General features: G+C 53.8%; 29 protein-coding genes and 1 pseudogene. 21 read left to right on the top strand and 9 right to left on the bottom strand.

What is annotated here, in order from left to right; genetic code table 11:
- Positions 1-189 precede the first annotated feature (189 nt).
- On the top strand, positions 190-1275 hold the full coding sequence (locus AC30D9_RS05910; protein WP_490143639.1) for a PIN domain-containing protein: 1086 nt from the start codon (positions 190-192) through the stop codon (positions 1273-1275).
- 494 nt (positions 1276-1769) lie between these two features.
- Complete coding sequence (locus AC30D9_RS05905) at positions 1770-2042, top strand: hypothetical protein (protein ID WP_003203821.1); 273 nt, start codon at positions 1770-1772, stop codon at positions 2040-2042.
- 130 nt (positions 2043-2172) lie between these two features.
- Here the strand turns inward: AC30D9_RS05905 and AC30D9_RS05900 are convergent.
- Positions 2173-2355 (bottom strand): annotated as a pseudogene (locus AC30D9_RS05900) (addiction module antidote protein); the annotation flags it as partial.
- 950 nt (positions 2356-3305) lie between these two features.
- Here AC30D9_RS05900 and AC30D9_RS05895 point away from each other — a divergent pair.
- The 9 genes from AC30D9_RS05895 to AC30D9_RS05855 all read left to right on the top strand — a co-directional run bounded on the left by AC30D9_RS05895 (position 3306) and on the right by AC30D9_RS05855 (position 11728).
- The gene (locus tag AC30D9_RS05895) at positions 3306-3740 is read left to right on the top strand and encodes a hypothetical protein (protein ID WP_490143638.1); all 435 of its coding nucleotides are present in this window, start codon (positions 3306-3308) and stop codon (positions 3738-3740) included.
- Between the two features lie 93 nt (positions 3741-3833).
- A complete protein-coding gene (locus AC30D9_RS05890; RefSeq protein WP_176689391.1) occupies positions 3834-4223 on the top strand; it encodes an SMI1/KNR4 family protein in 390 nt (129 codons plus the stop codon).
- A 121-nt stretch (positions 4224-4344) separates the two neighbouring features.
- A complete protein-coding gene (locus AC30D9_RS05885) occupies positions 4345-4599 on the top strand; it encodes a DUF7660 family protein (protein WP_490143637.1) in 255 nt (84 codons plus the stop codon).
- 1341 nt (positions 4600-5940) lie between these two features.
- A complete protein-coding gene (locus AC30D9_RS05880) occupies positions 5941-6873 on the top strand; it encodes a hypothetical protein (protein WP_490143636.1) in 933 nt (310 codons plus the stop codon).
- Between the two features lie 71 nt (positions 6874-6944).
- On the top strand, positions 6945-7319 hold the full coding sequence (locus AC30D9_RS05875; protein WP_307571685.1) for a DUF6152 family protein: 375 nt from the start codon (positions 6945-6947) through the stop codon (positions 7317-7319).
- A 589-nt stretch (positions 7320-7908) separates the two neighbouring features.
- Positions 7909-9246 carry an alginate export family protein gene (locus AC30D9_RS05870; RefSeq protein WP_307571686.1) on the top strand — a complete coding sequence of 446 codons (1338 nt, stop codon included), beginning with the start codon at positions 7909-7911 and terminating at the stop codon, positions 9244-9246.
- 413 nt (positions 9247-9659) lie between these two features.
- Entirely contained in the window at positions 9660-10424 is a 765-nt protein-coding gene (locus tag AC30D9_RS05865) for a hypothetical protein (protein WP_490143635.1), read from the top strand.
- Positions 10425-10993: 569 nt separating this feature from the next.
- Positions 10994-11419, top strand: coding sequence for a hypothetical protein (locus tag AC30D9_RS05860; RefSeq protein WP_307571688.1), 426 nt, complete (start codon positions 10994-10996; stop codon positions 11417-11419).
- Between the two features lie 108 nt (positions 11420-11527).
- Positions 11528-11728 (top strand): hypothetical protein, encoded by a 201-nt coding sequence (locus AC30D9_RS05855; RefSeq protein ID WP_307571690.1) that lies wholly within the window; start codon positions 11528-11530, stop codon positions 11726-11728.
- 110 nt (positions 11729-11838) lie between these two features.
- On the opposite strand, the gene AC30D9_RS05850 is transcribed toward AC30D9_RS05855, so the two are convergent.
- Positions 11839-12057, bottom strand: coding sequence for a hypothetical protein (locus tag AC30D9_RS05850; RefSeq protein ID WP_490143634.1), 219 nt, complete (start codon positions 12055-12057; stop codon positions 11839-11841).
- A 146-nt stretch (positions 12058-12203) separates the two neighbouring features.
- Positions 12204-12419, bottom strand: a complete 216-nt coding sequence (locus tag AC30D9_RS05845; protein ID WP_307571692.1) for a DUF6434 domain-containing protein — start codon at positions 12417-12419, stop codon at positions 12204-12206.
- Between the two features lie 175 nt (positions 12420-12594).
- Here AC30D9_RS05845 and AC30D9_RS05840 point away from each other — a divergent pair, with 175 nt between their 5' ends.
- The 3 genes from AC30D9_RS05840 (at position 12595) to AC30D9_RS05830 (ending at position 14192) form a co-directional block, all read left to right on the top strand.
- The gene (locus tag AC30D9_RS05840) at positions 12595-13206 is read left to right on the top strand and encodes a hypothetical protein (RefSeq protein WP_307571693.1); all 612 of its coding nucleotides are present in this window, start codon (positions 12595-12597) and stop codon (positions 13204-13206) included.
- A gap of 109 nt (positions 13207-13315) precedes the next feature.
- The gene (locus AC30D9_RS05835) at positions 13316-13822 is read left to right on the top strand and encodes a P-loop nucleotide/nucleoside kinase family protein (RefSeq protein WP_307571694.1); all 507 of its coding nucleotides are present in this window, start codon (positions 13316-13318) and stop codon (positions 13820-13822) included.
- 157 nt (positions 13823-13979) lie between these two features.
- A complete protein-coding gene (locus AC30D9_RS05830; protein WP_163857735.1) occupies positions 13980-14192 on the top strand; it encodes a hypothetical protein in 213 nt (70 codons plus the stop codon).
- 89 nt (positions 14193-14281) lie between these two features.
- Here the strand turns inward: AC30D9_RS05830 and AC30D9_RS05825 are convergent, their stop codons facing one another.
- Entirely contained in the window at positions 14282-15220 is a 939-nt protein-coding gene (locus tag AC30D9_RS05825; protein ID WP_490143633.1) for a LysR substrate-binding domain-containing protein, read from the bottom strand.
- Positions 15221-15326: 106 nt separating this feature from the next.
- Between AC30D9_RS05825 and AC30D9_RS05820 the strand changes: the two genes are divergently transcribed.
- The 3 genes from AC30D9_RS05820 (at position 15327) to AC30D9_RS05810 (ending at position 17156) form a co-directional block, all read left to right on the top strand.
- Complete coding sequence (locus AC30D9_RS05820; RefSeq protein ID WP_490143632.1) at positions 15327-15818, top strand: PACE efflux transporter; 492 nt, start codon at positions 15327-15329, stop codon at positions 15816-15818.
- A gap of 64 nt (positions 15819-15882) precedes the next feature.
- Complete coding sequence (locus AC30D9_RS05815; RefSeq protein ID WP_307571697.1) at positions 15883-16554, top strand: hypothetical protein; 672 nt, start codon at positions 15883-15885, stop codon at positions 16552-16554.
- Between the two features lie 8 nt (positions 16555-16562).
- Positions 16563-17156, top strand: coding sequence for a hypothetical protein (locus AC30D9_RS05810; RefSeq protein ID WP_490143631.1), 594 nt, complete (start codon positions 16563-16565; stop codon positions 17154-17156).
- A 208-nt stretch (positions 17157-17364) separates the two neighbouring features.
- Here AC30D9_RS05810 and AC30D9_RS05805 read toward each other — a convergent pair whose 3' ends face one another.
- A complete protein-coding gene (locus AC30D9_RS05805) occupies positions 17365-18141 on the bottom strand; it encodes an APH(3')-II family aminoglycoside O-phosphotransferase (protein ID WP_490143741.1) in 777 nt (258 codons plus the stop codon).
- 265 nt (positions 18142-18406) lie between these two features.
- Here AC30D9_RS05805 and AC30D9_RS05800 point away from each other — a divergent pair, with 265 nt between their 5' ends.
- Positions 18407-18559: a hypothetical protein gene (locus AC30D9_RS05800; RefSeq protein WP_307571700.1), complete on the top strand. Its 153-nt coding sequence runs from the start codon at positions 18407-18409 to the stop codon at positions 18557-18559.
- 95 nt (positions 18560-18654) lie between these two features.
- On the opposite strand, the gene AC30D9_RS05795 is transcribed toward AC30D9_RS05800, so the two are convergent.
- The gene (locus tag AC30D9_RS05795) at positions 18655-19083 is read right to left on the bottom strand and encodes a DUF2628 domain-containing protein (protein ID WP_134925085.1); all 429 of its coding nucleotides are present in this window, start codon (positions 19081-19083) and stop codon (positions 18655-18657) included.
- 402 nt (positions 19084-19485) lie between these two features.
- On the opposite strand from AC30D9_RS05795, the gene AC30D9_RS05790 reads away from it, so the two are divergent.
- Together AC30D9_RS05790 and AC30D9_RS05785 are read left to right on the top strand one after the other, a co-directional pair.
- Positions 19486-20196 carry an AzlC family ABC transporter permease gene (locus tag AC30D9_RS05790; RefSeq protein ID WP_134925084.1) on the top strand — a complete coding sequence of 237 codons (711 nt, stop codon included), beginning with the start codon at positions 19486-19488 and terminating at the stop codon, positions 20194-20196.
- Complete coding sequence (locus tag AC30D9_RS05785; protein ID WP_134925083.1) at positions 20193-20501, top strand: AzlD family protein; 309 nt, start codon at positions 20193-20195, stop codon at positions 20499-20501. Before AC30D9_RS05790 ends, AC30D9_RS05785 begins: the two co-directional genes overlap by 4 nt.
- 53 nt (positions 20502-20554) lie before the next feature.
- Here the strand turns inward: AC30D9_RS05785 and AC30D9_RS05780 are convergent, their stop codons facing one another.
- Positions 20555-20761 carry a hypothetical protein gene (locus AC30D9_RS05780; protein ID WP_134925082.1) on the bottom strand — a complete coding sequence of 69 codons (207 nt, stop codon included), beginning with the start codon at positions 20759-20761 and terminating at the stop codon, positions 20555-20557.
- Positions 20762-20992: 231 nt separating this feature from the next.
- Positions 20993-22204 carry an MFS transporter gene (locus tag AC30D9_RS05775; RefSeq protein ID WP_490143630.1) on the bottom strand — a complete coding sequence of 404 codons (1212 nt, stop codon included), beginning with the start codon at positions 22202-22204 and terminating at the stop codon, positions 20993-20995.
- A 128-nt stretch (positions 22205-22332) separates the two neighbouring features.
- On the opposite strand from AC30D9_RS05775, the gene AC30D9_RS05770 reads away from it, so the two are divergent.
- Positions 22333-22836, top strand: a complete 504-nt coding sequence (locus AC30D9_RS05770) for an anti-virulence regulator CigR family protein (RefSeq protein ID WP_134925081.1) — start codon at positions 22333-22335, stop codon at positions 22834-22836.
- 199 nt (positions 22837-23035) lie between these two features.
- Here the strand turns inward: AC30D9_RS05770 and AC30D9_RS05765 are convergent, their stop codons facing one another.
- Positions 23036-24880, bottom strand: coding sequence for a sigma-54-dependent Fis family transcriptional regulator (locus tag AC30D9_RS05765; RefSeq protein ID WP_134925080.1), 1845 nt, complete (start codon positions 24878-24880; stop codon positions 23036-23038).
- Positions 24881-25138 lie beyond the last annotated feature (258 nt).

The raw sequence follows: 25138 nt of genomic DNA, 5'->3' as shown, positions 1-25138 counted from the left end.
GAAGGCAGCACGTAGATATAGAAACCAACGAAAAAAGGGGACAGATTTATTTTTTTGCTTCGCTGTGCTGCGAGCTTCCATCGAATGGATTCGCTTGGATCAACTGGCAGCCGGCTCGAAAATAAATCTGTCCCTTTTTCCAAAATCTTGCTTAGGTTTGGATTGTTCTCAGGGGGAAGGGGGTGATACTTGGAACTTAGATCGCGTTTAATTTTCGTAGATACGAATATCTACGAAGGCAAAAATTTTCAGTTTTTGACACATAGTCTTGGCTCACTAAAAAACTTGATCGATGAAGGGCAGGTCCACCTCCTGATAACAGATGTGACGAAGGGTGAAGTCGTTTCACACATCCATAAGAAAATTTCCGTGGCATTGTCGGAGCTCAAGGCTATAAAAAAAAGCTCGATGATCCTTCGGAATTTGCCTGATTCACCCGCTCACGGCATTTTCGCGGAGCCAAACAAGGAGGAAATGGCTGCTACTATTATTGGAAACTTCGAAATGTTCTTGCGGTCAGCCCACGTAGAGACCGTATCGATCGATTCCGTTAAGCCTAGCTACGTTTTTGAGCGTTATTTTTCTGTGAAGGCACCGTTCGCGGAGGGTGATAAAGAAAAGGAATTCGCTGATGCGTTTGTTTTAAAGGCGTTACATGATTTATCAGAGGCTCGCGGGCATTATATTCATGTGATATCGAATGATAAGGACATGTTTCGTTATTCAGAGGATCATCCTAGACTTATTTGTAGCTCATCTATTGATGAGTACATTGACGCCGTGAATAAATCTGTCTCTATAGAACCCGCTGTTTTCGCGGCTTCGGCGCTCGAGTGTGTGCGTGGCGAGATAATGAACTTGATTTGTGAACAGCTGAAGGACATTGAGCATGAGTTCAAATACGGAGGTTGGGATTCCGAGTTAGAAGATCTTGAGGTTTTTGATATCGAGCTTATAACCGATAGTTTGATATCCGTTACTGATGAAGCGTGCGTCTATGAGTTAGGGTTTAGATTTAAAGCTAATTCTGTAGAGGTAGAAAAAGATTACGATCGAAGTCCGTTCGATCATGAAGATGGGCGATACGCTTTTGTCCTTGAGAATGTGTTCGAGCGGAGCTTTGATGGTGAGGTTTATATGCAAGTTACGATCTCCTATCAAGATAAATTGTTAGACACCGTTGAAATTAGTGACTATGAGTCACCTACGGGTTTGAAACTTTCGCTTCCGTATAACGAGACTGTCAGATATCTTGATATTAATGGTGAAACATAATTGTTTGGTGATGTTCACGGAATACGTAAATAGGAAAAAGGGGACGAAAAAAGGGGACAGATTTATTTCGCCGCACTGAAAGTCTTTTTTTACTGGTTCGGGAAAAAAGCTGTCCCTTTCCGTCTCCTTTTCCCACGTCCCTTCGCTGCGGCTTATGAGGACTCAAACGAGCGCCGCGAGAGTATTGACGCAAATTCCTACACAAACCTCGGAAATCAGCACATTGCCGCTTCAGGATCTGCAACTTATTGTCTCTCTGTCGCCCAGATGGCGATTCGGGTTTGGCGACTCGATTGAATGAAGAGCAGAAGCTCCTGCTACACTGCGGGGCTTTTTTGCAGTTGCAGACTGCTTTATGGCAGCTGTGCGCGGGAGACTTTCGAGTCTGCCGGTTCGCTTTCATTCCCGGTTCGCCAACCCGAGCACAGCTGCCACCCCATTCGTTTGGCGACGTTTGAGTGGTAGTCCTTATCAACTGAATGAAGGTACTGCTCATGACCAGATACATGCCCATCACCGGCATCGACTGCATCCCCGCAACCCTGCTCATCGATACCGAAGCGCCTCTGGACGTCCTTTTCGAAACCGCTGATTACCGTATCCGGACTGTGACCCAAGTCTTGGAAAATATCGCGTTCCGCTCGGACATCAGCTCAGACACGGTGGTGCTGACTGATTTTTGTAAATTGCTGACCACATCGTTACGCGATGGTTGTGATGTCATGGATGTGATTGGAAGACGATTGCGGGCGCAGGCGGCGGAATAATGAAGACGGGCGACTTATAAGTAAGCCGTCCGTTTCATAAGAGGAGAACGGGGACGGACTACGATTATGAGGCGGTCCAATTACAAGTGAACTCAAAATCGTGGTTTGTCCCCGGTGTCTAATCCGTTCGTCAGACAGGTAAATGATTAGCCGCATGCCCAGGCTGCGCATGAAGATCGATGCCTAGCGCATGAATGACCTTGAGTACGGTATCGAATCTCGGCGTTGATCCGGGTGCGAACGCCTTGTACAAGCTTTCTCACCCCATGCCAGAGTCTTTAGCGATCTGCGCCATGCCTCTGGCCCTGGCTACGCTCAAATCGCGGACTGTCCCCAGCTTTCTGGTTTCCGCCGATCGAGGTGGGTTGTATAGCGGCACTTACAGCAAGTCCTCGTCGTAGCTCACGCTGGGAAAGCATCCAATCAATTTATACTCCGCGTTTTTGCCCGGACACTCGCCAAGTTGGTTGGAACTTATATGAAAAAAGTAATTTTGGCACTCTCGCTGGTCACACTGGCGGCCTGCATGCCCTATCAATCAGTGACCTCGCCAGATCCAAATTGGATGCGTCTGGGTGGAAATGAGCCTGAAGGTTATCCAAGGACGTTTGTTGAGAACCTGAGCGGTCATTGCGCCCTGGTTACCGAGTCATGGTCTGATGGAAGAATCAACGGTCGTCTTCTATGGACCAAGAAGCAGTCCCGAAAAGCTATTACCTGCCCATAGGCGCCTGTGTAAGGGCCGATTCGTGCCGGGAAGAAGGGGAAAACCCCGAATAGGGCACCGCCAAATTAATGTATGCACTATCGTGGTCTGTCCCCCAGCTTTGCTGAAATACCATCACCAACAGTTTCATATCGCCCGGGTCTGCTGCGCCGCGAGCAATGCGATGGGTGATAGCGATTTTTGCTCGCAGATCACTGACAGATGAATGCTAAGCAGTGAACGTCTGCGTTTTCTGGATGAGATAATTCATGGGTGGACCGTATCCAGTTGGATACTGGAGGTCAAGATGCTGATGCTGGTCATCCCCCAGCATTCTCAATCCAAGGTAGGGGGGGGAGGGGCAATTTATTTTTGCTCCGCTGCGCTGAGAGTTTCCATCGAGTGGATCGCTTGGATCAGCAGCCGGCTGGAAAATAAAATCCGTCCCCTTTCCGATGCTTCCCGCTGCACCTGTTGCCTGAGGGGCTTAAGCTGATCACTCGCTCCGTGGTGATGGCTCCATGCTGGCAATTTCGCGGTAGGTAGGATTGAATAGCATGATCCACGAATGGAGTACGGGTCGGTCTATGCAGTTCAAGTGCGGGTTCAAGATCTTCGGTTTCGCTTTGGTTATAGCTACGGCGGCTGGTTGTAAGTCTTACACTGAGAAAGCGGCGGAGGGGTTGCCAAACTCCCATACAGCAGGTATTCGGGCGATAGAGAAGACGCTCACTATTGCCAGCGTAGATGGAGCAGATACCCTATATGCTTTGTATACGCAGCGGACCGAATATCGCTTATCCTCAGGAAACCATCGTCTGGAAGTAAAGAAGTGGACGGGAACGCGCGCGACTAGATCGATTTTTCGGGGCGTTAACCTGAAGGCCGGGCGGGAGTACGGTCTTAAGGCCGTGCCAAGTGAAGATTGGTGGGACTTTAGGATTGATGATATGGAAACTGGTGAGCGGATAGATACTCCGATCATCCCCTAAGCCTTCCACTCGTCCCCCTGATTGCGACGTTAATCTAACCCAAGGCACGTGATCGTGTTGACGACTGGCCGCGCAGCAGCAAGGAGCGCTTCGTTGAAGATTCACTCGGACTGGGTTGGCAATAAGGGTGCTTCTGCGGAAGCGCTCGAAGCTCTTCGTGTGGCGGCACCTAGACACCTGCCTGTCGATTATTACCAGCTATTAGAGTTCAGCGATGGAGGAGAATGCCCGCTATCGGCTCCTCCATTCAATTTCTGCCTTGATTCAGTGGACATGGCCTCCGACGTTGAGCAGATAGCTATTTTCAACAGAATTGCGCCTAGCCTATTTGTTTTTGGAAGCGATGGCGGAGGACAATTGTTCGCTTTCGATCTGCATGGGGCGGAGCCCTGGCCGATAGTTACGTTTGATGGCGTAGATCCAGATGGAAGCATAAAGACTGTGGCAAGCAGTTTTACCGAGTTTCTGAAGTTGGTCGGCTAAGTGAACCCTTACACGTTGGCGGCTACTCCGGTAGGCGAAGTTACGTGATTGTACGGCGCTTTTTTCAGTCTCTGTGGCATCTTGGCTGCATACAATGGCTCATACGCAAAGGCTAAATGACATGGACCTCCACGATCTCCTGGACCAAGTCGATGATGGTCAAACCTTCTTACGTTTTGCCCGTGCTCTGGCGGAAGACAGGGCAGCAGCGTCTCCAGAGGGCACAGATTGGCAAAACGATACGATAGAAAGCTTCCTAGAATGTGCCGTTGCTTGGGCGGAAGCCAGCGACTTCGGTATCAGCCAGGGGCTTGATGCGTCTAATCCCTGGCGTCAGTTTGCGGTTTTTCTGTACTGCGGCAAGATCTATGAATGAGCAAAACCGTCTTTGTAGCCAGCAATCTAGACAGCGTAGTTTGTGGTGACCCCTAACTGATCAGCGCGCTAGAAAATAATCTGTCCCCTTTTCCACATTCTTTCCAGTCGTCCCCTTTTCCAGGCTGACCTTCAAGGGCAATCGGACTTGCCTATCTGAAAGACTGTGATCGGAGCGCTGCTTGAGTCAATGATTGTGGGGAAAAGGGGACAGATTTATTTTTTTGCTGCGCTGCGCTGAGAGCTTCCATCGAGTGAATTCGATTGGATCGATTAGCCATCGTTAGAAAATAAAACCGCCCCCTTTCCCTTTTCCCCGCATTGCGGGCCAAGTCCTATAAGTGAGCGCTCCGTGAGTGATAACCTACGTGCTCTTCTATAAATGATATCGGACCAATTATGAAAAGCTGTGTGAGGACGCTCGGAGCTAGCCTCGCTAACAGTATAGTGATCCCCGCCGCTTGGTTATCGGGGCTTGTGACGATAGGACTCTTGTGGGGCATGGTAGAGTTTTCGTCCGGTAAGCTTACAGCCGAAGGACGTCAGCTCTTCCTGGCTTCTGTTTCTATTTTTTGCCTCGCCCTATGGCACTTGATACGGCGCAAGAGGCGAGCAAAAGCACTGGTAGCCTCCATCAACCTGAAAGAAGGTCTGAGCCTGGACGATACTCAACTGCTAGGCTACCCAAACCCCCAATTTTTTGTCTTTGACCTCTCCAACAAGAAGCTCGCTCAATGCCAAAGCACCACCGGCGACTATCAAATTCGAGACCTCACGTGGGTAACAGGCTGGCAATGTGAGTGGCAACGGATTGACAGCAGGGTATCGGGCGGGGTTCTTCAAATAGTCGATGGGGCGGGCATGAGTGTTCCAGCCGACGAGATTCGGCGTAGATTCATAAGATTCTCGCTGGTTTTGACAGTTGCCGATACAAGTCATCCTCTTCTCCGTTTTCCAATGAACCGGAGCGCAGCAGAAGGGTGGTGTACCCGGTGCAATTTACTTTTCAAATGCTAAACACGAAGTATCACGCCAGAAGATAATTATCTTTAGAACTCGCGGCAGCGCTGATGCTAATGGAATGGAATAGGGGAGCAGATTTATCTTCTAGCCGGCTGCTATTTAATCCAGGCAAATCTATTCGATGGAAGCTCGCAGCGCAGTCAAAAACAAATCTGTTCCTTTTTCCGTTCTCTTTTCCGCTTTTCCGTATGTCCTCGTTTCCGTTTCCGTTTCCGTATGGAGTCGGGGGCTCCTCATCGCAACAGCATACGAAATGCCGATTTGGGTTAATCATGTTCCTTCGCCCTCAGTATCATCGGTCAAAGCTTGATCATTCCGTATGCAGAAGATTGGTACAAAGGGGGATGGTGCCATTTCGCGCACTATCTACTTTTATAAACCATTGAAGGCGCAGATAAAACCTATGAACATCAGGAATATTCGGTTTTCTTATGTTGCAGTAGCGCTCGCAACTTTGGTGACAGCAAGTGCTTTTTCGTTGTCGGCCACTGCTGCAGGAGGGAGCGCTCCACCTGATCTTAGCGGTCTTTGGGTGGCTCCTGGCGCCGGACTCGATCCATCGAGTCGCGCTACCGGATCAGAGGGGGACGACTCACTTGGCGAGGCACCGGAACCGCTCTTCGGTACCCTCCCTGAATATAAAGGCGTGTACCTCGAAAGCTTCAAGAAGCGCAACGAGGCGTTGTCCAAACTTGGCGTCGGGTTCAAATCGACATGCAAGTTACTCGGCATGCCGACCATGATGTCTAGTTTGTACGCCGTAGAGATCCTGCAAACACCCAAGCAGATCAACTGGTCTCAGGAGCTCTATAAGGAGACACGCAGAATCTACTTGGATGGACGCTCTCATCCCGATCCCGAAGAAGTCCCACCAACGTTTAGCGGGAGCTCGATTGGACACTGGGAGGGAGATGTACTGGTTGTAGAAACTAAACACGTCCGCCAGGAAACCACGCTAGGGGAGTTTGCCCAAGCCGAAGATGCGATGGGCCATAGTCCACTTATGACCATCAAGGAACGTATCTTCATCAACGGTGACGGGATGCTTCAGGTCGATACCGTGGTTGAAGACCCAAAGGCGCTAGCCAAGCCATGGAAACTGGATCCGATTATCTTGATGCGCGCACCGAAGGGGACTGAATTTCTTGAGTACATTTGCGAGGACAACAACACTGAAACAATCGATCCGACAACCGGTCGGGAAGTCACTAATATCCCTGAGCGAAGCAGCCCGCCCTCGACCAATAAATAAACAATAGCGAGTTCGCCTCCACAATACGTGCACTTTGGTCTGAGTGCGAATAATAATGAAGGATTCGTCAATTGAATATCAAATCTACACTTCTTGGTTTGGCCCTGATTGGTGTGCCCGCCACTTTTGCGTTTGCTCATCATTCCTACTCGGATTTTGACATGAGTAAAATGGTGGAAATCAGCGGTATCGTAGCTGAGGTTCAATATCGAAACCCGCATGTCTGGGTGTTCGTTGATGTGGATGATCAGGGGCAGCCCCAAAGCTGGGCTGTTGAGGCAGGTGGACCAAACATCCTAATGCGCCAAGGATGGAAGGCGAACACGCTGAAGGCCGGCGATAAGGTAGATATACAGCTGGCCCCGATGAAAGATGAAACTAAGAGGGGGGGCGCTCTCCAAGCGATGCGCTTTCCTGACGGTAAAGTCATCGGAACGTGGAAATAGCCTCTGCGCTGGGACGGCTGAAATCTTCTTCGGTATGAAACCATATCGGCGCCGATGTTGAGTCGGTTCCGAAGCGTCACGTCAGAATTCTCGATCCGTTATAAACAGTAAGGCGCATCACACAGGCTTTCGCCAGCAGCGGTAATGGCTGGGGCGATGTCTTGCAAATAGATTCTTCCTCTACGTACTCGTGTTTGGCCTGCTCGATGAATTCAGTGCCTTCTACAATCATATTCTTATTATGAGCTTCATCCCTGATGGATATAGGTCGCTCCCAATAGAGTGTATCCAAAGTCGGTAATCTGAACGGTGTTTCCAACGCTAACTTACTGCCCATTATCAGGCATTTGCCTTGGTAAGCGCACTAATCTTGTGCGTCTTTATTGGAGGCTAAAAACTCTACCTGTGCTGCTATAAATGCCGATTTGGGATATCAAATTAGCCCGATATCACATTAGCTTGATTGGCTGAAATATTCCCAGCATGAGAAATGCCCTCATCACTTTTTGACTGAAATTGGGCGTCTCTGGTGGATTGAAGCAAGGTGCACATGGCGGAACCACAGAAAATATAATAAGAGACATACACAATGCGCGCAGCAAGAAGTATTCCTTTCGCTTCAGCCATTCTGATCTATGCGCTTTGCCAACAGGCGCAAGCTTATAAGTTGTATGATGAGGATGATGGTGCAACCTTTCTGAATGCAGATCTGATGGGGGCGGTAGGTTTTTTTACCCTCAATAGAAACTATCTGGGCGATCCTGATAGAAACCCAAGTCGAATGAACTGGCAAGAGGGCATTATCAAGTACGGCTTTAGCGGTGCTACCGATAAAATACCTGCAGGTTCGGTATACGGTGGTTTCAGCCTTCTCAGTACAGGCTCTTTTGGTGATGGCGACCCCGGCGGCGTTACTGCTGGTAACGAGCATGCCACCACGGTTGAAGAGGCCTACATCGGTTGGCGCTCAGGCGAAATGTTTCCTGCGCTGGGTCAAGACGGTGTGGATTTATCCATTGGCCGTCAGTTGGCTGCAACTGATAGTTTCATGGTCGTAGAGGACGGCTTCTCACCAGGCAATGCTTTTAATCCAGACCCCAATCTGCCATACGGTTCGTTCGACCGCGGCGGTGCTTACACTTTGGGAATGCGCTTGGCATTTGCTAACACCGCAGTACTGCGTTTAGGTGGAGATGAAGGCCTGCATGGTGATCTGATGTGGATCAAATCGAATAACCGTATCGAGGGTGAAGCTGAATTTGCAGTTACCAACATTGACTACACCACGGACTTCGGCACCATCGGCACCACTTACATTCAAGGCCTCGATGTGAACAAGAAATGGGTCCAGGGCGTTACTGCCGAGCGCGACAGCCTTAAGGCCTACAGCATTCGTGGTGAAAGTAGATTAGGAATTGAAAATGCTGATTTTGCTTTTGAAGTTGCCCTTCAGAACAACAAAGGTCGCACCGAAAATGGGATGTACTTTGATGTGGGCTACACCTTTGCTGACGCCTTTTGGAAACCCCTGCTGAGCTTCCGACAGTCGCGTTTCAGTAAAGACTGGGATCCGATCTTCCCAGGTGGCTACCGTAAGCGTTTCCCAGGTGAGGTAGGGGCAGGCTATGCCGGTCCTACTACTAATAATTACAAAACGAACGACGTGTTCCTATCGCTTCACCCCACTGATGATCTGTCCCTCAATGCTCAGTACTTCGTATTCACTCAACTGAGTGATCGCGATAAGGGGGACATGGGAGGCAAAGAGCTTGATCTTTCCGTGGATTGGATGGCTACCGAGAACATCGTAGTTTCCCCACTGATTGGTTTCTTTAAACCTAATCGCTGGCTGGGGAATGGTGGCCTACAAAGTGGTGATGACTCCATCGCCACTCTCATGCAGCTAACTGTGTGGTTCACTTATTAATTAGGTTGTGGGCTGCAGAGGACCCAGTCGTGGCTCCGCTGCAGTCTTGAAAATGTCTTATGAAGGCTCAGTCGTGTGCCGCGAGTGGCAGAGACGCAAATTCCTACACAAACCTCGGAAACCAGTGCATTGCAGCCTCAGGATGTGCAACCTGTTGTCTCTCTGTCGCCCAGATGGCGGTTCGGGCGTGGCGACTCGATTGAATGAAGCGCAGCAGCTGCGGGGCTTTTTTGCAGTGTTTATGGCAGATGTGCGCGGGCGACTTATAAGTCGCCCGCCTCACAAGATGGGAGAGCTTTAAAACGCAAGGCATCTACCCCTTTCTCTGATAGCGTTACGTGAAAGGGACATGGATGGGTACAACGAATGGGCAAACCAGTTGTTCCGATGTCTATTCGGAATGAGGACCGTTAATGCCGTACAACTACACGAACGGCCGCTACCTGGTCTTCAAAGGCCGGAGCAGCGACGGGGCGCCCTTGGGCCGGATTCACCAGGACGGAAAAGTTCGAAACCTCCTGGGTGAGCCGCTGTACTACATAGATATGGACGAACATGCGTTCTGTTCGATCGATTTTACCTTTCAGGGCACTATACAAAAATGCCGCGACACGTTTTGTGTGCTCAGCGACAAAACGCTTTTCACATTTTCCGAGATGAAAGTTAAGCCACTGGGAAACGAGACCGAGGAGCAGGCGCTGCACAGGGAGTTCAAAAGGAGGGCGCTAAGTTTGGCAGGGCAGATCGTCCAAGCGAAAAATGAGATGGTGCAGGCACGCTTGGATATGACCTGGTCCGATTTAAACCCCTTGCGTCGTTTCCGTGCCTTCTTCACGAGCCGAGCCCGCAGGAAGCGAGCATCGCTGGGGTGGCGTTACAGTGGGTTAGCAAGTGATCATGAGCTCAAATCGAAGTCTGTCCCGATCTCCTCATCGTCACTTGCGACAATGGTCTTGTGGGCTGCGGATGCAAGGAAAGCGCGGGCAGACGACGATTATGAAACGGTCCGATTACAGGTGAACTCAAATCGTGGGCTGTCCCCAGCTTTCTGGTTTCCGCCGATCGAGGTGGGTTGTATAGCGGCACTTGCAGCAAGTCCTCGTCGTAGCTCGCGGTGGGAAAGCATCCAATCAATCTACACTCCGCGTTTTTGCCAGGACACTCGCCAAATGGATTGAGACTTATATGAAAAAGGTAGTCTTGGCACTCTCGCTGGTCACACTGGCGGCCTGCATGCCCTATCAATCAGTGACCTCGCCAGATCCAAATTGGATGCGTCTGGGTGGAAATGAGCCTGAAGGTTATCCAAGGACGTTTGTTGAGAACCTGAGCGGCCATTGCGCCCTGGTTACCGAGTCATGGTCTGATGGAAGAATCAATGGTCGTCTTCTATGGACCAAGAAGCAGTCCCGAAAAGCTGTTACCTGCCCATAGGCGCCTGTAATAAGGGCTGGCTTCGCGCCGGGAAGAGGGGGACAAATCACGATTTTGAGACCGCTAAATTGATGTACGCAATATTGTGGTCTGTCCCCAGTCTTTCTTGTAAACGCATCGGTGGTGAGGCGGGCTGGTTCCAGGTGAACTCAAAAAGCATGGTCTCTCCCCAGCCTCGCATCTTTGATTTCGCTCAATCCGGCCTCGGAACTTTTTCTTAAAATGATGTCAATTTGATAGCCTGTCGCGACGCTCAATAAAGTAGGATCAACCAGTGCCAGGCTGTTTCCTGGCAGGTTCAGGAACGTATGAAATGAAAGTGATTCTTGCGATGGTATTGATGTTCAGCGGCTACGCCTTTGCCAGTTGTGGCAACATCGATGATCATGACCAGCGCGCCTATTGCAATGCCAGGGAGAGTGGCAGCAGTTGCGGGAACATCGATAATCACGATTTGCGTGCGGCGTGTAACGCCGAGTTAGGGGGCAGTTCTTGCGGCAACATCGATGATCATGACCAGCGCGCCTATTGCAATGCCAAGCAGAGCGGCAGCAGTTGCGGCAACATCGATAATCATGACTTGCGTGCGCGGTGCAACGCGGAGACGGGTAGCAGTTCCTGCGGCAACATTGATGACCGTGACCAGCGCGCCTACTGCAATGCCACGACCGGCAGCAGTAGTTGCGGGAATATCGACAATCATGATCTGCGCGCTCAGTGTGAGTCCATGAAGCGCTGATTGGGGGCATCGGCGGTGGGGTGGGTATGGAACCCTGCATAGCGTTCTGCCGTGCGATGTATTCGCGTCGACGCTGATGAAGCAAACGCGCCCGAGGACGATTAATCAATGCCCAAGAAACTTCAGGAAAGCAAAACAGCAACGGCTGCTGACATAGAGCGTTCTATCCAGGCACTGAACAAAATGGCTGAACGCCTCTGGGGCGACGGTCGGGAAGTTGAGGCGAAAGCCCTGCTCGATGCCTTGGATGCTTTAAACAGGGCGCTCGACAGGATCAGGATTGGGGAGAGCCGCAGGGTCCTTCATTAATGCTTGAAGAGGGGCGCCCACGATATGAAACGGGCCGATGACACGGGGCCCAAATCGTGGTCTGTTCCCGGCTTCACAAATAGTTTCGTCTCCATTCAAGCTCGATACGGCTATGGGGTCCGAAACTGATGCAGCGCCACCATTATCGCAATCATCACCGCAGCAATTCCTAATCCCATCGTCCAGTTCGACTCGGGCGTATCCTTGAACCACATACCTTTACGCGGGTAGCGCCCCAAGCTGATGAGCTTGACTATCGGCCAACCGACTGGAAAGAAAATAGCCCGTCCCACAGGTTCGAGAACGAATTCCAATAATGCGTCCAACATCGTAGCTCCCCCTCGCACATGCGATCCTCGGCAAGCGTATCGCAAGCACGCCTTGCGTAGTAAACGGACGCCCACTTATGAGACGGGCTGATTTACAGGTGAGCTCAAATCGTGACCTGTCTCCGGTTTTAGTCATGCCCGCTTGTTCAATGGCCATCGCGATTGCGCTGCAGCCACTCATCGACGACTTCTCCGAGCGTTTTAGGGGGGCCATTATGTATCCAGGCCATAAAGCCTCTATCAAACTTAAACTTCGCGCCGCAGTACTCCAGCATGAATCTGCGGACGTTCTGTGTGTTTCGGTAATGCTTGCAAACTGGCGTATCTCTTGTGAGCTGATCACTGTGCCAATTAAAACTCATGGGGCAGGCTCCATGCTGAATGATAGGTTGAAGTGACGTCGCCAGGCGGTGACGGGAGCACTTCGTACTCATGTCTAATAAGCAGTTTAAGACCTCTGATAGCGGCGCCCACTGCCCATTTTCGATACTCTCCCACGCCTGCCCTCAGGTAACCCAAGCCATTCAAGGAAGAGTCATGAACAGGACGCTCTGTACCGCGCTAAGCATTTCGATTATTGCGTCATCTGCTGGGTGCGCCACAAAACCTGTGAGGGAACCGTTCAAAGCCCCCCAGATTTACGGCTATACCTTGAACCAACCGCTGTCCAGCGATGAGTTCAAGGCGCTTTCCGCTACCGGAGCAGAGTCGCTCACGGGCTACAAGGTCTACAAGCGCGTCGATGACCAAGGCGATACCTACGAGGTCGTTCTCGATCATCAGGTTCGCCCGGATTCCATTAGGAAGAAGAGTCGTGCTTTTACAAGTCAGCCTGAATGTGAGGCTGAGTTTGAGGCGCAGGTCGCCCAGTTGGAGCAGCTCCTTGCCAGTCACGAAAGCCGTACACCAGTGCCGGGTGATCGTTATGTCGGCTTGTACACTACGAAATGCAATTTCAATCGGCACGATCAATCCCCAACCTATCGTTATGCCCTGAGCCTGTCCGAGAGCATTCTCGCTCCACCATCGAAACGAGGCCTGGGCGATAAGATCCATGACGCCTACGGGGCCGCCTGGATGACGGTGTTCACCATCGCCCTGTTGCCGTTGGTGCTGGTTGGTTTGGCCGTTGATAAGGCCACCGATTGAGTTTCGTTCGGTCTTGGTTTTTATGGGGAGGGAGGTAGCCCGCGATTTTGAGGCCACTCGGGAAAAACGGTTGCCTACACTGGACAGCTCACTCATCGAAGGACATTGAATGCTCATCGTCTTCAGCGGCCTCCCCGGCACCGGAAAAACGACCATCGCCCATGATCTCGCCGCTACGACAGGCGCCGTGTACCTGCGGATCGATACGATTGAGCAGGCGATTCGAAACTCCGGCGCGCTTGCGCAAGATGTGGGGCGCAGTGGTTACAGGGTTGCCAATGAACTTGCCCTGAGTAATCTTCGTTTGGGTCGCACAGTCATCGTTGATTGCGTCAATCCCGTCCTCGAAAGCCGAATCGCGTGGAGCGAAGTTGCCTCGCGGGCGGGTAGTCGCTTGGCAAATATCCAAGTGATTTGCTCCGATAAGCATGAACATCAGCGCCGGGTAGAAACAAGGAGGGGTGATATTCCCGGGCTGACGCCGCCCACCTGGCAGTCTGTACTGGATCATGAATATGAGCCGTGGGATGAAGTTCCGTTTTGCATAGACACAGCCCTGGTCTCTGCGGTGCAAGCGGTCTCGATGGTCATTGACCGATTCCTGCCCAATGAGTAGCGCAAATCCAGTGTCAGGCCCCAGCAGGCAGTGAGCATTGCCTCGTAATGAATTGACCGGCGGTCCGACCTTTTGGAATTACTGCCGCCGGGCGGACTCCATTCATCGAGGAATATGTATTCCTCAATGGCGGTGAACTCCGCCCGAGGTAAATGGAATGACGTCGTTCGAAGAATTCAGGGCCACGTCCCATGAGCTTCTCAAAGAGTTGGATGCCGCGACGATAAAAATGATGATGCTGGTTTCTGCGAAAGAGGTATCCGGTCCTTCTTGGGATGATGCTACCCAGCGGCATCATGACGCTGTAGATGCTTGGCATGCCTTTCTCAATATCCCTACGAATTTCGCGGCGAATCCGCCTCTTCCCTGAGGGCGCGCAAGGAAGAGGATGGATCGAGCTTCGTTATCCTTCTGTGCAGAAGAGGCCACAGGGATCAGTCAGGCTTGTACGGCACAGATTCAGGGGATAGATTTCCTTTCCTGGTCCGGGGTGAGGCTGGCTGGAGCATCCGGTTCTGCGACGCTCCGCCCCAGCAACCACTCACTAAACACCCGCACCTCCGCCTGCCGCTCCCGCCCTGGCACACACACCACCGTATACCGCGCCCCCGCCAAACGAACCTCGGGCCGGTAATCAACCAACTGCCCATGCGCAACCGCCTCAGCCACCAGCACATTGCTGGCAAGCACCAGCCCGTGCCCGGCGATCGCGGCCTGCAGTGCATGCTGTTCCTCGTCATAACGCCGCACGCGCGCGTTCTCCAGCCAACCCGGGGTACCGGCCTTGGCGCACCATGCAGGCCAGTCAACCGCTACGCTCGCGCTACTCAGCCATGGCACGTCGATCAGTTCGATAGGCGAGCCCGCGGCGGGTGGTTGCCAACCGGGGCGGCAATAAACGCCAAAGTACTCATCCAATAAAGGCTGTTCGAACAGCTGTGGGTCGGGCCTGAACAGGGCGCGGATTGCCAGGTCGATGCTGGCGTCACGTCGCAGGTCCACCACGTCATTGCTGCTGTGCAGGCTGATGTCGATCTCTGGATGCAACCGATGAAAGTCCCCGAGCCGAGGGATCAACCACAGGCTGGCGAACGCTGGCGTTGTGCTTACCACCAGCGATCGCGTGGTACACGATGGCGACAGTATTTGCAGGCCCTGCTGGATATCGAGCAGGGCGCGGTGCATGTAAGGGTGAAGGCGCTCGCCGTCGGCGCTCAGGCGCACGTTTTGGCTGGAGCGTTCGAACAGACGCACGCCAAGGAACGCTTCAAGGCTTTTGACCTGATGGGAGATCGCCGCCGGGCTGACGTTCAATTCCTGGGCCGCCGCCTTGAAGCTGCCCAGCCGTGCGGCGGACTCGAAGCCGCGCAAGGCGGTGAGGGGCAGTTTGGCGAACATGGGCGGGTAGGTTACTCAGGTTGAGCGTGGCTCAATTTAGCTCAATTGTGCGCGGGTGCTCAACTTGCCAGGCTGTGGTCTTCCAATCCCGCCAAGGAGCCCACCGATGCAAGGCACACCCCGTAAAATCCTCCAGGCCATCCTCTACGAGGCCGGCGGTGTCCTGTTCGTGGCCCCGGCGCTCGAGCTGACCTACGAACAAGGAATGGGCTACTCAACCCTGCTGTCGCTGGTGATCTCCGCCGTCGCGCTGGCCTGGAACATGCTTTTCAACGGCCTGTTCGAGTGGTGGGAGCGTCGCCAACCCAGCCGTCAGCGCAACTGGCAGCGACGACTGCTTCACTCCCTGGGATTCGAAGGCGGCTTGACGCTGATTCTTACCCCCGTGATTGGGGCATGGTTGGGCATCAGTTTGTGGCTGGCGCTGGTGACTAATCTGGGGCTGTTTGTGTTCTTCTTTTTTTACTCGCTGGTTTTTCAATGGCTGTTTGATCGGGTCTTTGATGTTCCGCTTTCGGCGCAGTCCGGTCAGGGTTCTGCGTCCAACGCCCGCAGCCTTTCAACACAAGGTGGGATGCCCGGACGGTTACGTTCGTAAGGCAACAGCTCTCCATATGGTGGCAATTAAATGGCATTATTGGCGCTCACCTAAGGAGAGGCGCATGCAATTTTTACAAAAGGAAAAACGCCATTACTTGACTGACGAGTTCATCGGCACGGAGCAAGGGTGCGGCATATTCATACCTGCCAACAAAGCGCTCTACAGCTTTGTGCGAGAAAATCCCAGTCATACCGATCATGCGCAGGTGGCTTCAAAGGCGCTGATCATTGGTCGCAGCCTGGCGGCATCGGTCGAGCGTCGCACCAAGGATGAGGAGGATGGCTATGAGGGTTCCACGGGAGGCTTCTATGCGCGGTTGGCTAAATCTATTTGCAGCTCGGATGTAGGTTTGGAAGCGTCCTTTCTTCCAGTCGGGGAAAGGCTTGCCGGATCTGTCTGTATCGCGGTGCACAAGGTTCATTCCCGGCTCTGCGAGGCCATCAGTGCCGTCACTAACAAGGACGCGAGCAGCTTCGCTTCGAAGTATCTGCATTTCCATTATCCGACTTTGTTTCCAATGGTCGATTCGCGAGCCAGGGAGGCGCTGAAGTGGATCGCGGATGAGGAGGGGCTGGTTTTCGCTCCGACCACGGCGGGTATGTCGAAAAACTATGCGACCTACATAGACTTCTACTTACGCGTTCGCAGCCTGTTTGAAGAAGAACTTGGCCGGGAAATCAGTCTTAGGCAGATGGATAATATTCTGCTTAATCGCTACGACAATTGGGTTTAGGAGACAGCATGAAATGGACTGTGGTCGTTGCGATCGCGATCGCGATTCTGAGCGGGTGCACGACAGGGCCTGCCTGGAAGATATCCAGCGAGAGTGAAGTATTCCCCAAAAGAACCAGTTTGATCGTCACGACTGGAAATTACACAGCGGGTAACTCGTTTCTTAATATTTCGAACATATTTCCAGTTGTCCGTAAAGAGGGCGAGGAGATTTACGTCGGGCTGATGTCCAATGGAGATGTTCGGATTCCGATCGCAACGGCTCAAATATGGATTGATCAGAACGAGGTATGGACAATCTCATCACAGGAGACCCCTATGATCTTGGGGAGGCCATCCCTGGATTATGTGTTGGGGCCACCTTCGGAGCTCGCAAGGCAAGCCCAGGCGCAGGGTTTGAATATTTACAAAATATTGGGTGGTTGCGCAGTGACTGGAGGGGACAAAGCCAAGGCAATTCTTAAGCAGATGCTCAGGGGCAGCGTTTTAAGATTCAGGACGATTGGTATCGATAAAAACGTGTCTGCGACCCAGGAAGTCGTCTTGGACGAGTCGTTTTCTCAATCGCTCGGATGGGCTGGGATTGATCAGAAGAGTTTATAAACCTCCGCATTGCGTCTGGCGTGGGTTGTATCTAGCGTCAGCATTAGCGGTCCCGGTGGTCATTAAGCGATTCCAATCGAATGCGTAGACCGGAAATAAAAGGGGATGGATTCTAGTGCTGTGCTGACGCGTTCCTGAAAGGGAGAGCGGTTTTGCTTGGATCAGTTGAGACTGCTTGGGAAATAAATCCGCCCCCTTGTTTCAGGTGCTAGAAGAACTCATCCAGAAGCCGATAAAAATAAATTTGATCCTGATCGACTTCCAGCACTCCGTATCGCCGCAGAAACGGCGCTACCCATTGTCCTCCCAACTCCCCGGCAATGTCCCGAGTTGCCAGCGCCAAGTCCTGATGTCGATCCGCAACCCCCAGCCGACCGCAATCGATGAAGCCCGTAAAACGACCGTTATCGATGATGATATTGGGCATGCACGCGTCGCCGTGGGTCACGACGAGGTCTTGTTCGGCGGGTTGGCGGTTTAGCAATTTTTCAAAGAGTAAGGCGGGGGCGAGTCCCTGGTGCTCTTCGTCCAATGCCTCATGATCGACAAGCCCGGCTTCCATCCGGGCCCGGGCCTTGGCAATGCGATGGTGGGCGCTATGGTCGAAGGGGCAATCGACCGGGTCGAGTTGATGGAGTTGGCGCAGGGCGTCGGCGATGACATCGACCTTGGCTGCCTCGCCGATGGGGGCTGACAGCAGGTCAACCCCCGGCACTGCGCTTAACAACAGCCAGTCCCTGTCAGTTGTGTGGGCTTCATCAAGGACATGGGCGCAAGGTGTGCCGGTAGACGCCAGCCAACGCAGCCTTGCCGCTTCGTCGCGTAGCTCGCTTAAGGGGCCAGCCGGTTCTGTCTTGATGAACAGGGCGGGTGTGCCGGGAGCATCCAGGCGAAAGACCGCGGCATCCGAACAGCCGCCGGTCATGGGGTGCCAGCTGTGATACTTGAAGCGCTGCTGCCAATCGCTCGGGAGTTTCGCGATCATTTCTTCGTGTAACGGGGTGGCGGTTGATTCTTCCTGGGTGTTCACCACTGCTCCTTGGAGAGGCTGGATCGACCGTTATGAAAGCACGCATTGGCCCGCCGGGCAGGGTGTCATTGGTCGGCGACTCGTCTAGACCGGGGTTTATACGGGGATCAAGGGTTGTCATGCAGGTTGATGGGGACTACCCTGAAAATGTTTGGATTGTTACGAGGTTTTTCTAGCGTGGCGATTTTTGATCAACCCACTTAAGGATGAGGTGAGCACGATGTTTTCTCATGAAGGTACTGCAATAGAGGTGTTGCTATTCATTTTTGGCTTTGCCGGGTTTGCCCTGGCACTGTGGTTTATTCATGCCTATTTCGAGCGGAAGGTTAGAAATGGTGTAAAAAAACAACATTCCGCTCATCGGGGCAGTTGAGCATCGGCTGATGCTTCCCCAAGTATTTACCCTCAGAAACAACAAGCCCGCACACTCGTGATGAGGTGCGGGCTCTTGATGACTCAAGCCTGCAATCAGAGACGCATGCCTTTGAACGGGTTCCAGCCTTGCTCACCTTTCACTTCTTTGAGGTAGTACGCGTAGTTGGTCATGAGTGCGTACATCATCGACAGGGCGATGCTCAGGCCCGTGTTCAAAGGCCGAGGAAACTCCATGCCGATGATTGCGAAGATCACGCTCAATGCGATGTTGATCGCCAGGAAAATCCCAAGCAGGGCAAGATTTTTCTTCCACAGGCCCAGGACGAACAGGTAGATAGGGCCGAAGAAAAACGCGATCACGTTGGCGTTGATGAGGATTTTCTTCTTGAAGCCAGGCAGCGTCTTGACGGCTTCCTTGTAACGCGGGTCGTTTGGTGCCCCATGGGTTTCAAAGAAATCAAAACGTTCCTGCCACTTCGCGCTGTACTTACCGGCGCTTTGCACTTGTTCGGTGCTGCTCATTTTTTAAGGCTCCTGTTTTCCATGAATGTTTTTTTCTTCCGAGAAATCCTGTGCCCTGTGTTTAGAGCATTGATTGCCTTGGTCTTTGTCTAGAGGCTCACGTGAATTGCCAGAGGTGCTTATTCTGCCGTTTTATGGTCGTAGGTGTGGAACATTCCGTACTGGCCGTTTAAGCACTCATCTGGTCTGTGACGTGCTTCACTGTATTCGTGTCAATGGGCTCTTATCACTCCAGGGCAGTCCGGTAATCAGTCGCCTTCCGGTACTTTTCATCTCTGGCCTGCTGGCAATTAGACGTTGTCTGGGGGGTGAGGCGGCCTTTGCCCGTCGAAAAGTTTTCGATATGAAGATTGAGCCTCATACTCCCAGCTTTTACACAGTGGATAACCAGAAGGCCATCTCTTGTCGAACGTTGAACCTCACCTGCACGAGCTAAAGCTCAAACACATTTACGACGGTTTCAAACAGCTGATTCCCATCTCTCTTTTCGTCGTCGTGTTCGGCGTCGCTTTTGGCCTGGCTGCTGCACAAACCGGCTTGAGTGATACGTCAGCCGTGCTCATGAGTACGCTGGTTTTTGCCGGTGCTTCTCAATTTGCCGCGCTGGATCTATGGGGTCAGCAAGTCCCGGTCGTTCCGCTGATGATCACCGTCTTCGCCATCAACGCCCGGCACTTGTTGATGGGCGCGACGCTGTATCCGTGGCTGCGGGAGTTACCCGTAGCCAAACGCTACGGTGTCATGCTGGTTGTCTCGGACGCCAACTGGGCCATGGCGATGCAGGCGTTCAATCGTGGCAAGCCGGGGCTCGGGATTTTGTTCGGCGGTGGCATTGCGCTTTGGGTGGCCTGGATCCTGGGCACTTGGCTAGGCCTTCATTTTGGTAGCGCCATCGAGAACCCGGTCAGTTTCGGCCTCGATATGGTGATGGGCTGTTTCCTGTTGGCGATGGTTGTTGGCGGGAAGAAAAACCTGCGCATGTTCATCATCTGGACCGTGGCGGCCTGCTCATCACTGCTGGCCTACTGGTACTTGCCGGCGAACAGTCATGTCGTGGTCGGCGCTCTGGCGGGGGGAATTCTGGGCGCGCTATGGATGGAGAAAAAACAATGAATATCGAAACGGCGGGTTATGGCACGTTGATCGTCATATTGATTATGGCTGTCGTGACATTGGCGACTCGGTGGGGCGGTGTTTTCGTGATGTCGTTCGTGCCGATCAACTATCGGGTGCAGCAATTCATCACGGCCATGTCGGGCTCGGTGTTGGTGGCGGTGCTGGCTCCGCTGGCCGTTAAAGGTGATAACGGCGCGCGCTGGGCGCTGCTGAGCACGGCAATCGTCATGCTGATCCTTAAGAAACCGCTGCCGGCGATTGCGGCCGGCATATTGGCAGCGGCTCTAGCCAGGCAGTTCTGAACGACCGAGTCGCCCGCGAACAAGCGGGCGACTGATTCCAATCAACACCCAGGTCAAAAACTCAGCGCAGCCGCTTCTCCGAACGAGTGATCCTGTACACCCGTCATAAAGTGCAACGACATCTTCTGTGGCGCTTCGATGGGTGGAATTTCAAAACTTCCCACCACCTGACCCTGAAGCGCACTCAGCCGCATCGACTCTTCTTCCTTTAACTTTGCCATTCTCGCGTGGTTCGCTGCGATTTCGTTGAGAGTTGACACGGTACATCTCCGTTTGCTGACCAAGCATTGATTAATTTGCCGCCGCGTCAGAATTACGTCGTTCTTGGCTGCTGAGACAGGCCAGTGCAAACCCTGAGCCAGACGCGGCCGTCCATTGGCCTCGACATTTAACAGGTGACGAATGGCGGGGCAGACGTGCATCGACGCCGGCAACGTTTCAACCATGCCTCAACAATAAGTCACTGATAATACAAACCGCCTCTGGCAGGCTCAGTCGGTATTGGCGTTGCAAACGCCTGGCGCGCGCGCCGAATGCCGGTGCGCGACGACCACGCCAACCCCGATCAGGCTGGTGGCCACCGCCAGGAGCAGAATCACCTGCTGCGTTCCAACCGGTGCAGCCAGTACCGCGACCAACAGGCCCGCGAACGGTTGCGACAAGTTGTTGAGCAGGGTAATGACGCCAACGGTCTTGCCGAAATCCTGGGGAGGAATGACTTGCTGGCGCAGGGTGCGGAAGTAGACGTTGAACATCTTGTCGAAACCGACGATCAGCAGAAAACCGACGACATAACCCCACATGTTCGGGCTGAGCGCGGTGATGAAGGCGCCAGCGGCGATCAGCGTATAGGACAGTACTCCCAGGAGTTTCAAGGGCAAGCTCACCCGCGCCAGGAAGAACAGAATGATGATGGTGGTGACCGCCCCGGCCGCCTGTAACCCGGCGTAATCGTCCTTACTGGCGCTGTATTGGCCGATGACCATGGCGGCCGAGGTGGCGAGGGTGACGCCGATGATCAGGTTGACGCCCACCGCCAGGCCGATGATTTTTTTCAGCTCCGCCAGGCGACGGATATGGCCGAAGGCAATGCGCAGCGGGTTCAGCCAGAGGTCGTGATGCTGCTCGAAGGTTTGCAGCGTGACCGAACTGGTGCGCTGCCAGTACAGCATGGCCAGGTCCGCCAGCAGGAACATCCCGGCAATCGCCAGCACCACCCAGTGCCACGCCCATACTTCAAGCAGCAGCGCAGCGATCAGCGGGCCCAGTACCAGCCCGGTCTGGTCGGCAATTTGTGAATAGGCCAGGGTCTTGGTGTAGGTGTAATGCCTGAAGATGTAAGGCATCACCACTTCGCGAGCCATGATGCCTTGGGTGGTCAGAACACCGCACAGGGCCGAAAGGGCGACGATCCAATAGATACCGCCGAAGACGCCATAGAGCGCGACCGCCACCCCGCAAGCTACGGCGCGATAGACCTGGCTGATGTGCAGGATACGAATTGGCGGAAACTTGTCGCACAGCGCGCCGCAGATCGGGAACGACAGGTAGCGCGGCAAGGATTCGACGAAGAAAGCCAGGCCCGCCCAGGAGACGCTGTTGGTGGTCTGGAAAACAATCAGCGGGACGATGAACAGTAAAATCTGGTCGGCCAGCCGGGAGAGGAACATCGAGACGAAAAAAGCCAGGTAATCCTTGCGCATGAAGCTCCTTGATCGCGGGTTGAAAGCGTCATTCTGTCCTGGCGACGACGGTAGCGTGATATGGAACTAATATCACCGTTAGTCTCTATATCTTTACAGGGGATATCCCCTTTTTTGAGAGAACTGCCATGTTCAAATCGCGCTCGTTGATTGCTGCAGTTACCTGTTTTGCCCTGGCGGCGGGCCCTGGCATTGTTGTCGCAGACCCGGGCAACGGCAAGGGAAACGCTCAATTCGATCAAGGCCCCGGTCACGGCCAGGGAGGCAAAGGCGGGCAGGGCAACAAGGGCGGTCAAGGAAATCCCGGCAACAAGGGCAATAAGGGCAACCAGGGTGGTGGCGGCGGCGATTGGCATAACGGCCCGAGCATCGATCGCAGTGGCATCCTGGGTGTGATTGGCGGCTATCGCGATTACTGGAGCCCTGGCCCGGCATTGCCGCCGGGCATCCAGAAAAATCTTGCCCGGGGCAAGCCGTTGCCACCCGGTATCGCCAAGAAACTCGACGGTCGACTGCTGGGGCGGCTGCCGCACTATGACGGTTATGAGTGGCAACAGGTCGGTACTGACCTGATCCTGGTGGCGATCGCCACTGGCATCATCTATGAAGTGCTCAACGGGGCGTTTGATTAACCCGGTGTTCCAACGAAATGGCAGCCTCTTCGGAGTAGTGCCTGTTAGTTGAGAAACGGAACTTGTGGGAGCGGGCTTGCTCGCGAAAGCGTCGGGTCAGTCAACATCAATGTTGAATGACACACCGCCTTCGCGAGCAAGCCCGCTCCCACAGTTTTTCCGAGTTGTCTCAGGTATCGCATTCACCACAGGTTTCGTATCAGTTTTCCAGTTGGCGCAGGCGTTTGTACAAGGTATTGCGACTGACCCCCAGCCGTCGTGCCAAGCGCGAGATATTCCCGCCCACCGCCTGCAACTGGCGGTTCAGGTCCTCGGCATCGTTCAGGTCCACCGTCAGCGGCTCAGGCGTTTCCACCGGCTCCATTTCCAGGTCGACAAAAAAATCGTCGGGCAGGTGTTCCGGGCGGATCGGCTGTTCCTCGGCCATCGCCAGGGCCACTTGCAGCACGCTGCTGACCTGGCGTAGGTTGCCCGGCCACGGATGGCGCTCGAACAGGTCCAATACTTCGCGGCTCAAACCGGCCCACTGGGTCGGTTCGCGGTGGTGTTCCCAGAGGCGCTTGAACAGCGCCTGTTTGTCACTGCGCTCGCGCAGCGGCGGCAGTTCCAGGGTCAGGCCGCCGATGCGGTAGTACAGGTCTTCGCGAAACCGCCCCAGTTGCACCTGTTCACGCAGCGAGCGGTTGGTGGCGGAGATGATGCGGATGTCCACCGGGAACAGCTCGGCGCTGCCCACCGGCTGCACACAACGCTCCTGCAAGACCCGCAGCAGCCGGGCCTGGGTTGGCAGGGGCATGTCGCCGATCTCGTCGAGGAACAGCGTGCCCCGATCGGCCTTGCGGATCAGGCCGATGCTGCCTTTCTGGTTGGCGCCGGTGAACGCGCCTTTTTCATAACCGAACAGTTCCGATTCCACCAACTCAGCGGGAATCGCCGCGCAGTTGACGGCAATGAACGGCTGCTTGCAGCGGGAACTGGCCTGGTGCAGGGCTTTGACGAAGACTTCCTTGCCGACGCCGGTTTCGCCATGGATCAGCAGCGGAATGTCCTTCTCCAGCAAGCGCTCGGCCTGGCGCACGGCTTTTTCCACGCGGCTGTCGCCGAAGTGCAGGGTGTTGAGGCTGATAGCGTTGCTGACGGGCGTTGGTGCAGGCGCTGTTTCGGTGAAGACCCGGGCCTTGATCGACACTTGGCTCGGGCGCCTGAGCAAGCACTGGAAGCGATTGCTGCCGGATGCTTGCAGGGCGAACGGCAGGCCGTCGGGTTGGTTCAGCAGTTCCAGCAACGAGACCTTGAACAGGCTTTCGATGCTGACTCGCGACAGGCTCAAGCCCAGCAGGTTGTCGGCCCGGCGGTTGGCGGACAAGACCTGGCCGCTCTCATCGAAGATCAGTAGCCCGGCCCATTGGCTGTCGAGGTTGTTCAAGCCGGTGTTGAAGGTCAGTTGGAAGTGTTCACCACGGAACAGATTGAGGATCAGCCGGTTCTCCACGGTCTGGCTCATCATCTTGACCATGCCCAGGGTGTGGGACGGCGGCAGGTAGCTGTCGCTGGAGACGTCCAGCACGGCGATGACCTTGCGCTCGGCATCGAAGATCGGCGCGGCTGAGCCGGTCATGAAACGATTGGCCTTGAGGAAGTGTTCATCGTGTTCGATGTGCACCGCCTGTTCGCAGGCCAGCGCGGTGCCGATGGCATTGGTGCCGGTGCAGCGCTCCATCCAGCTCGCCCCGGCGCTGAAGCCATGGGCCAGTTTCGGCTCGATGAAACGCTGGGTGCCCCAGGAGGTCAGCACTTGGCCCTGATTGTCGGCCAGCATGATCAGGCAGTTGGAGTTGCTCAGGATGTTTTCGTAATACGGCAAGACTTCCTGATGGGTGGTCTGCACCAGCGAATGCTGGCTCTCCAGCAACTGGGCGATGCCTTGGGCGGGCAACTGATCGAAGGCCGGCACGCTTTGATGATTAAGGCCGAAGGCGCGGCAACGGGACCAGGAAGCCTGGATGATGGCCTCGTGGGATAAGGCTGGAGCAGGTGCGGCCATGGGGCACTCTCGCAGGAGCTGTTTTTATTGTTGTGATCAGTCTCGCACATCCTCCTTGTGCTGGGGCAAGCCTGAATACCACTTCATACACAGAGCCTTGTAGGAGCGGGCTTGCTCGCGAAAGCGTTGGATCAGCAGCATTTATGTTGACTGACACACCGCCTTTGCGAGCAAGCCCGCCCCCACAGGATCGCTGCCAGGCTACCCGGAAACGTTCATTCAGTGTTGTTCAAATTTGTTCATTGTCAACCGAGGGAT

This window comes from Pseudomonas sp. DF11 (genome assembly GCF_058148565.1).
Note: the sequence above shows the minus strand (reverse complement) of the source record. Positions and strands in the feature narration are given on the sequence as shown.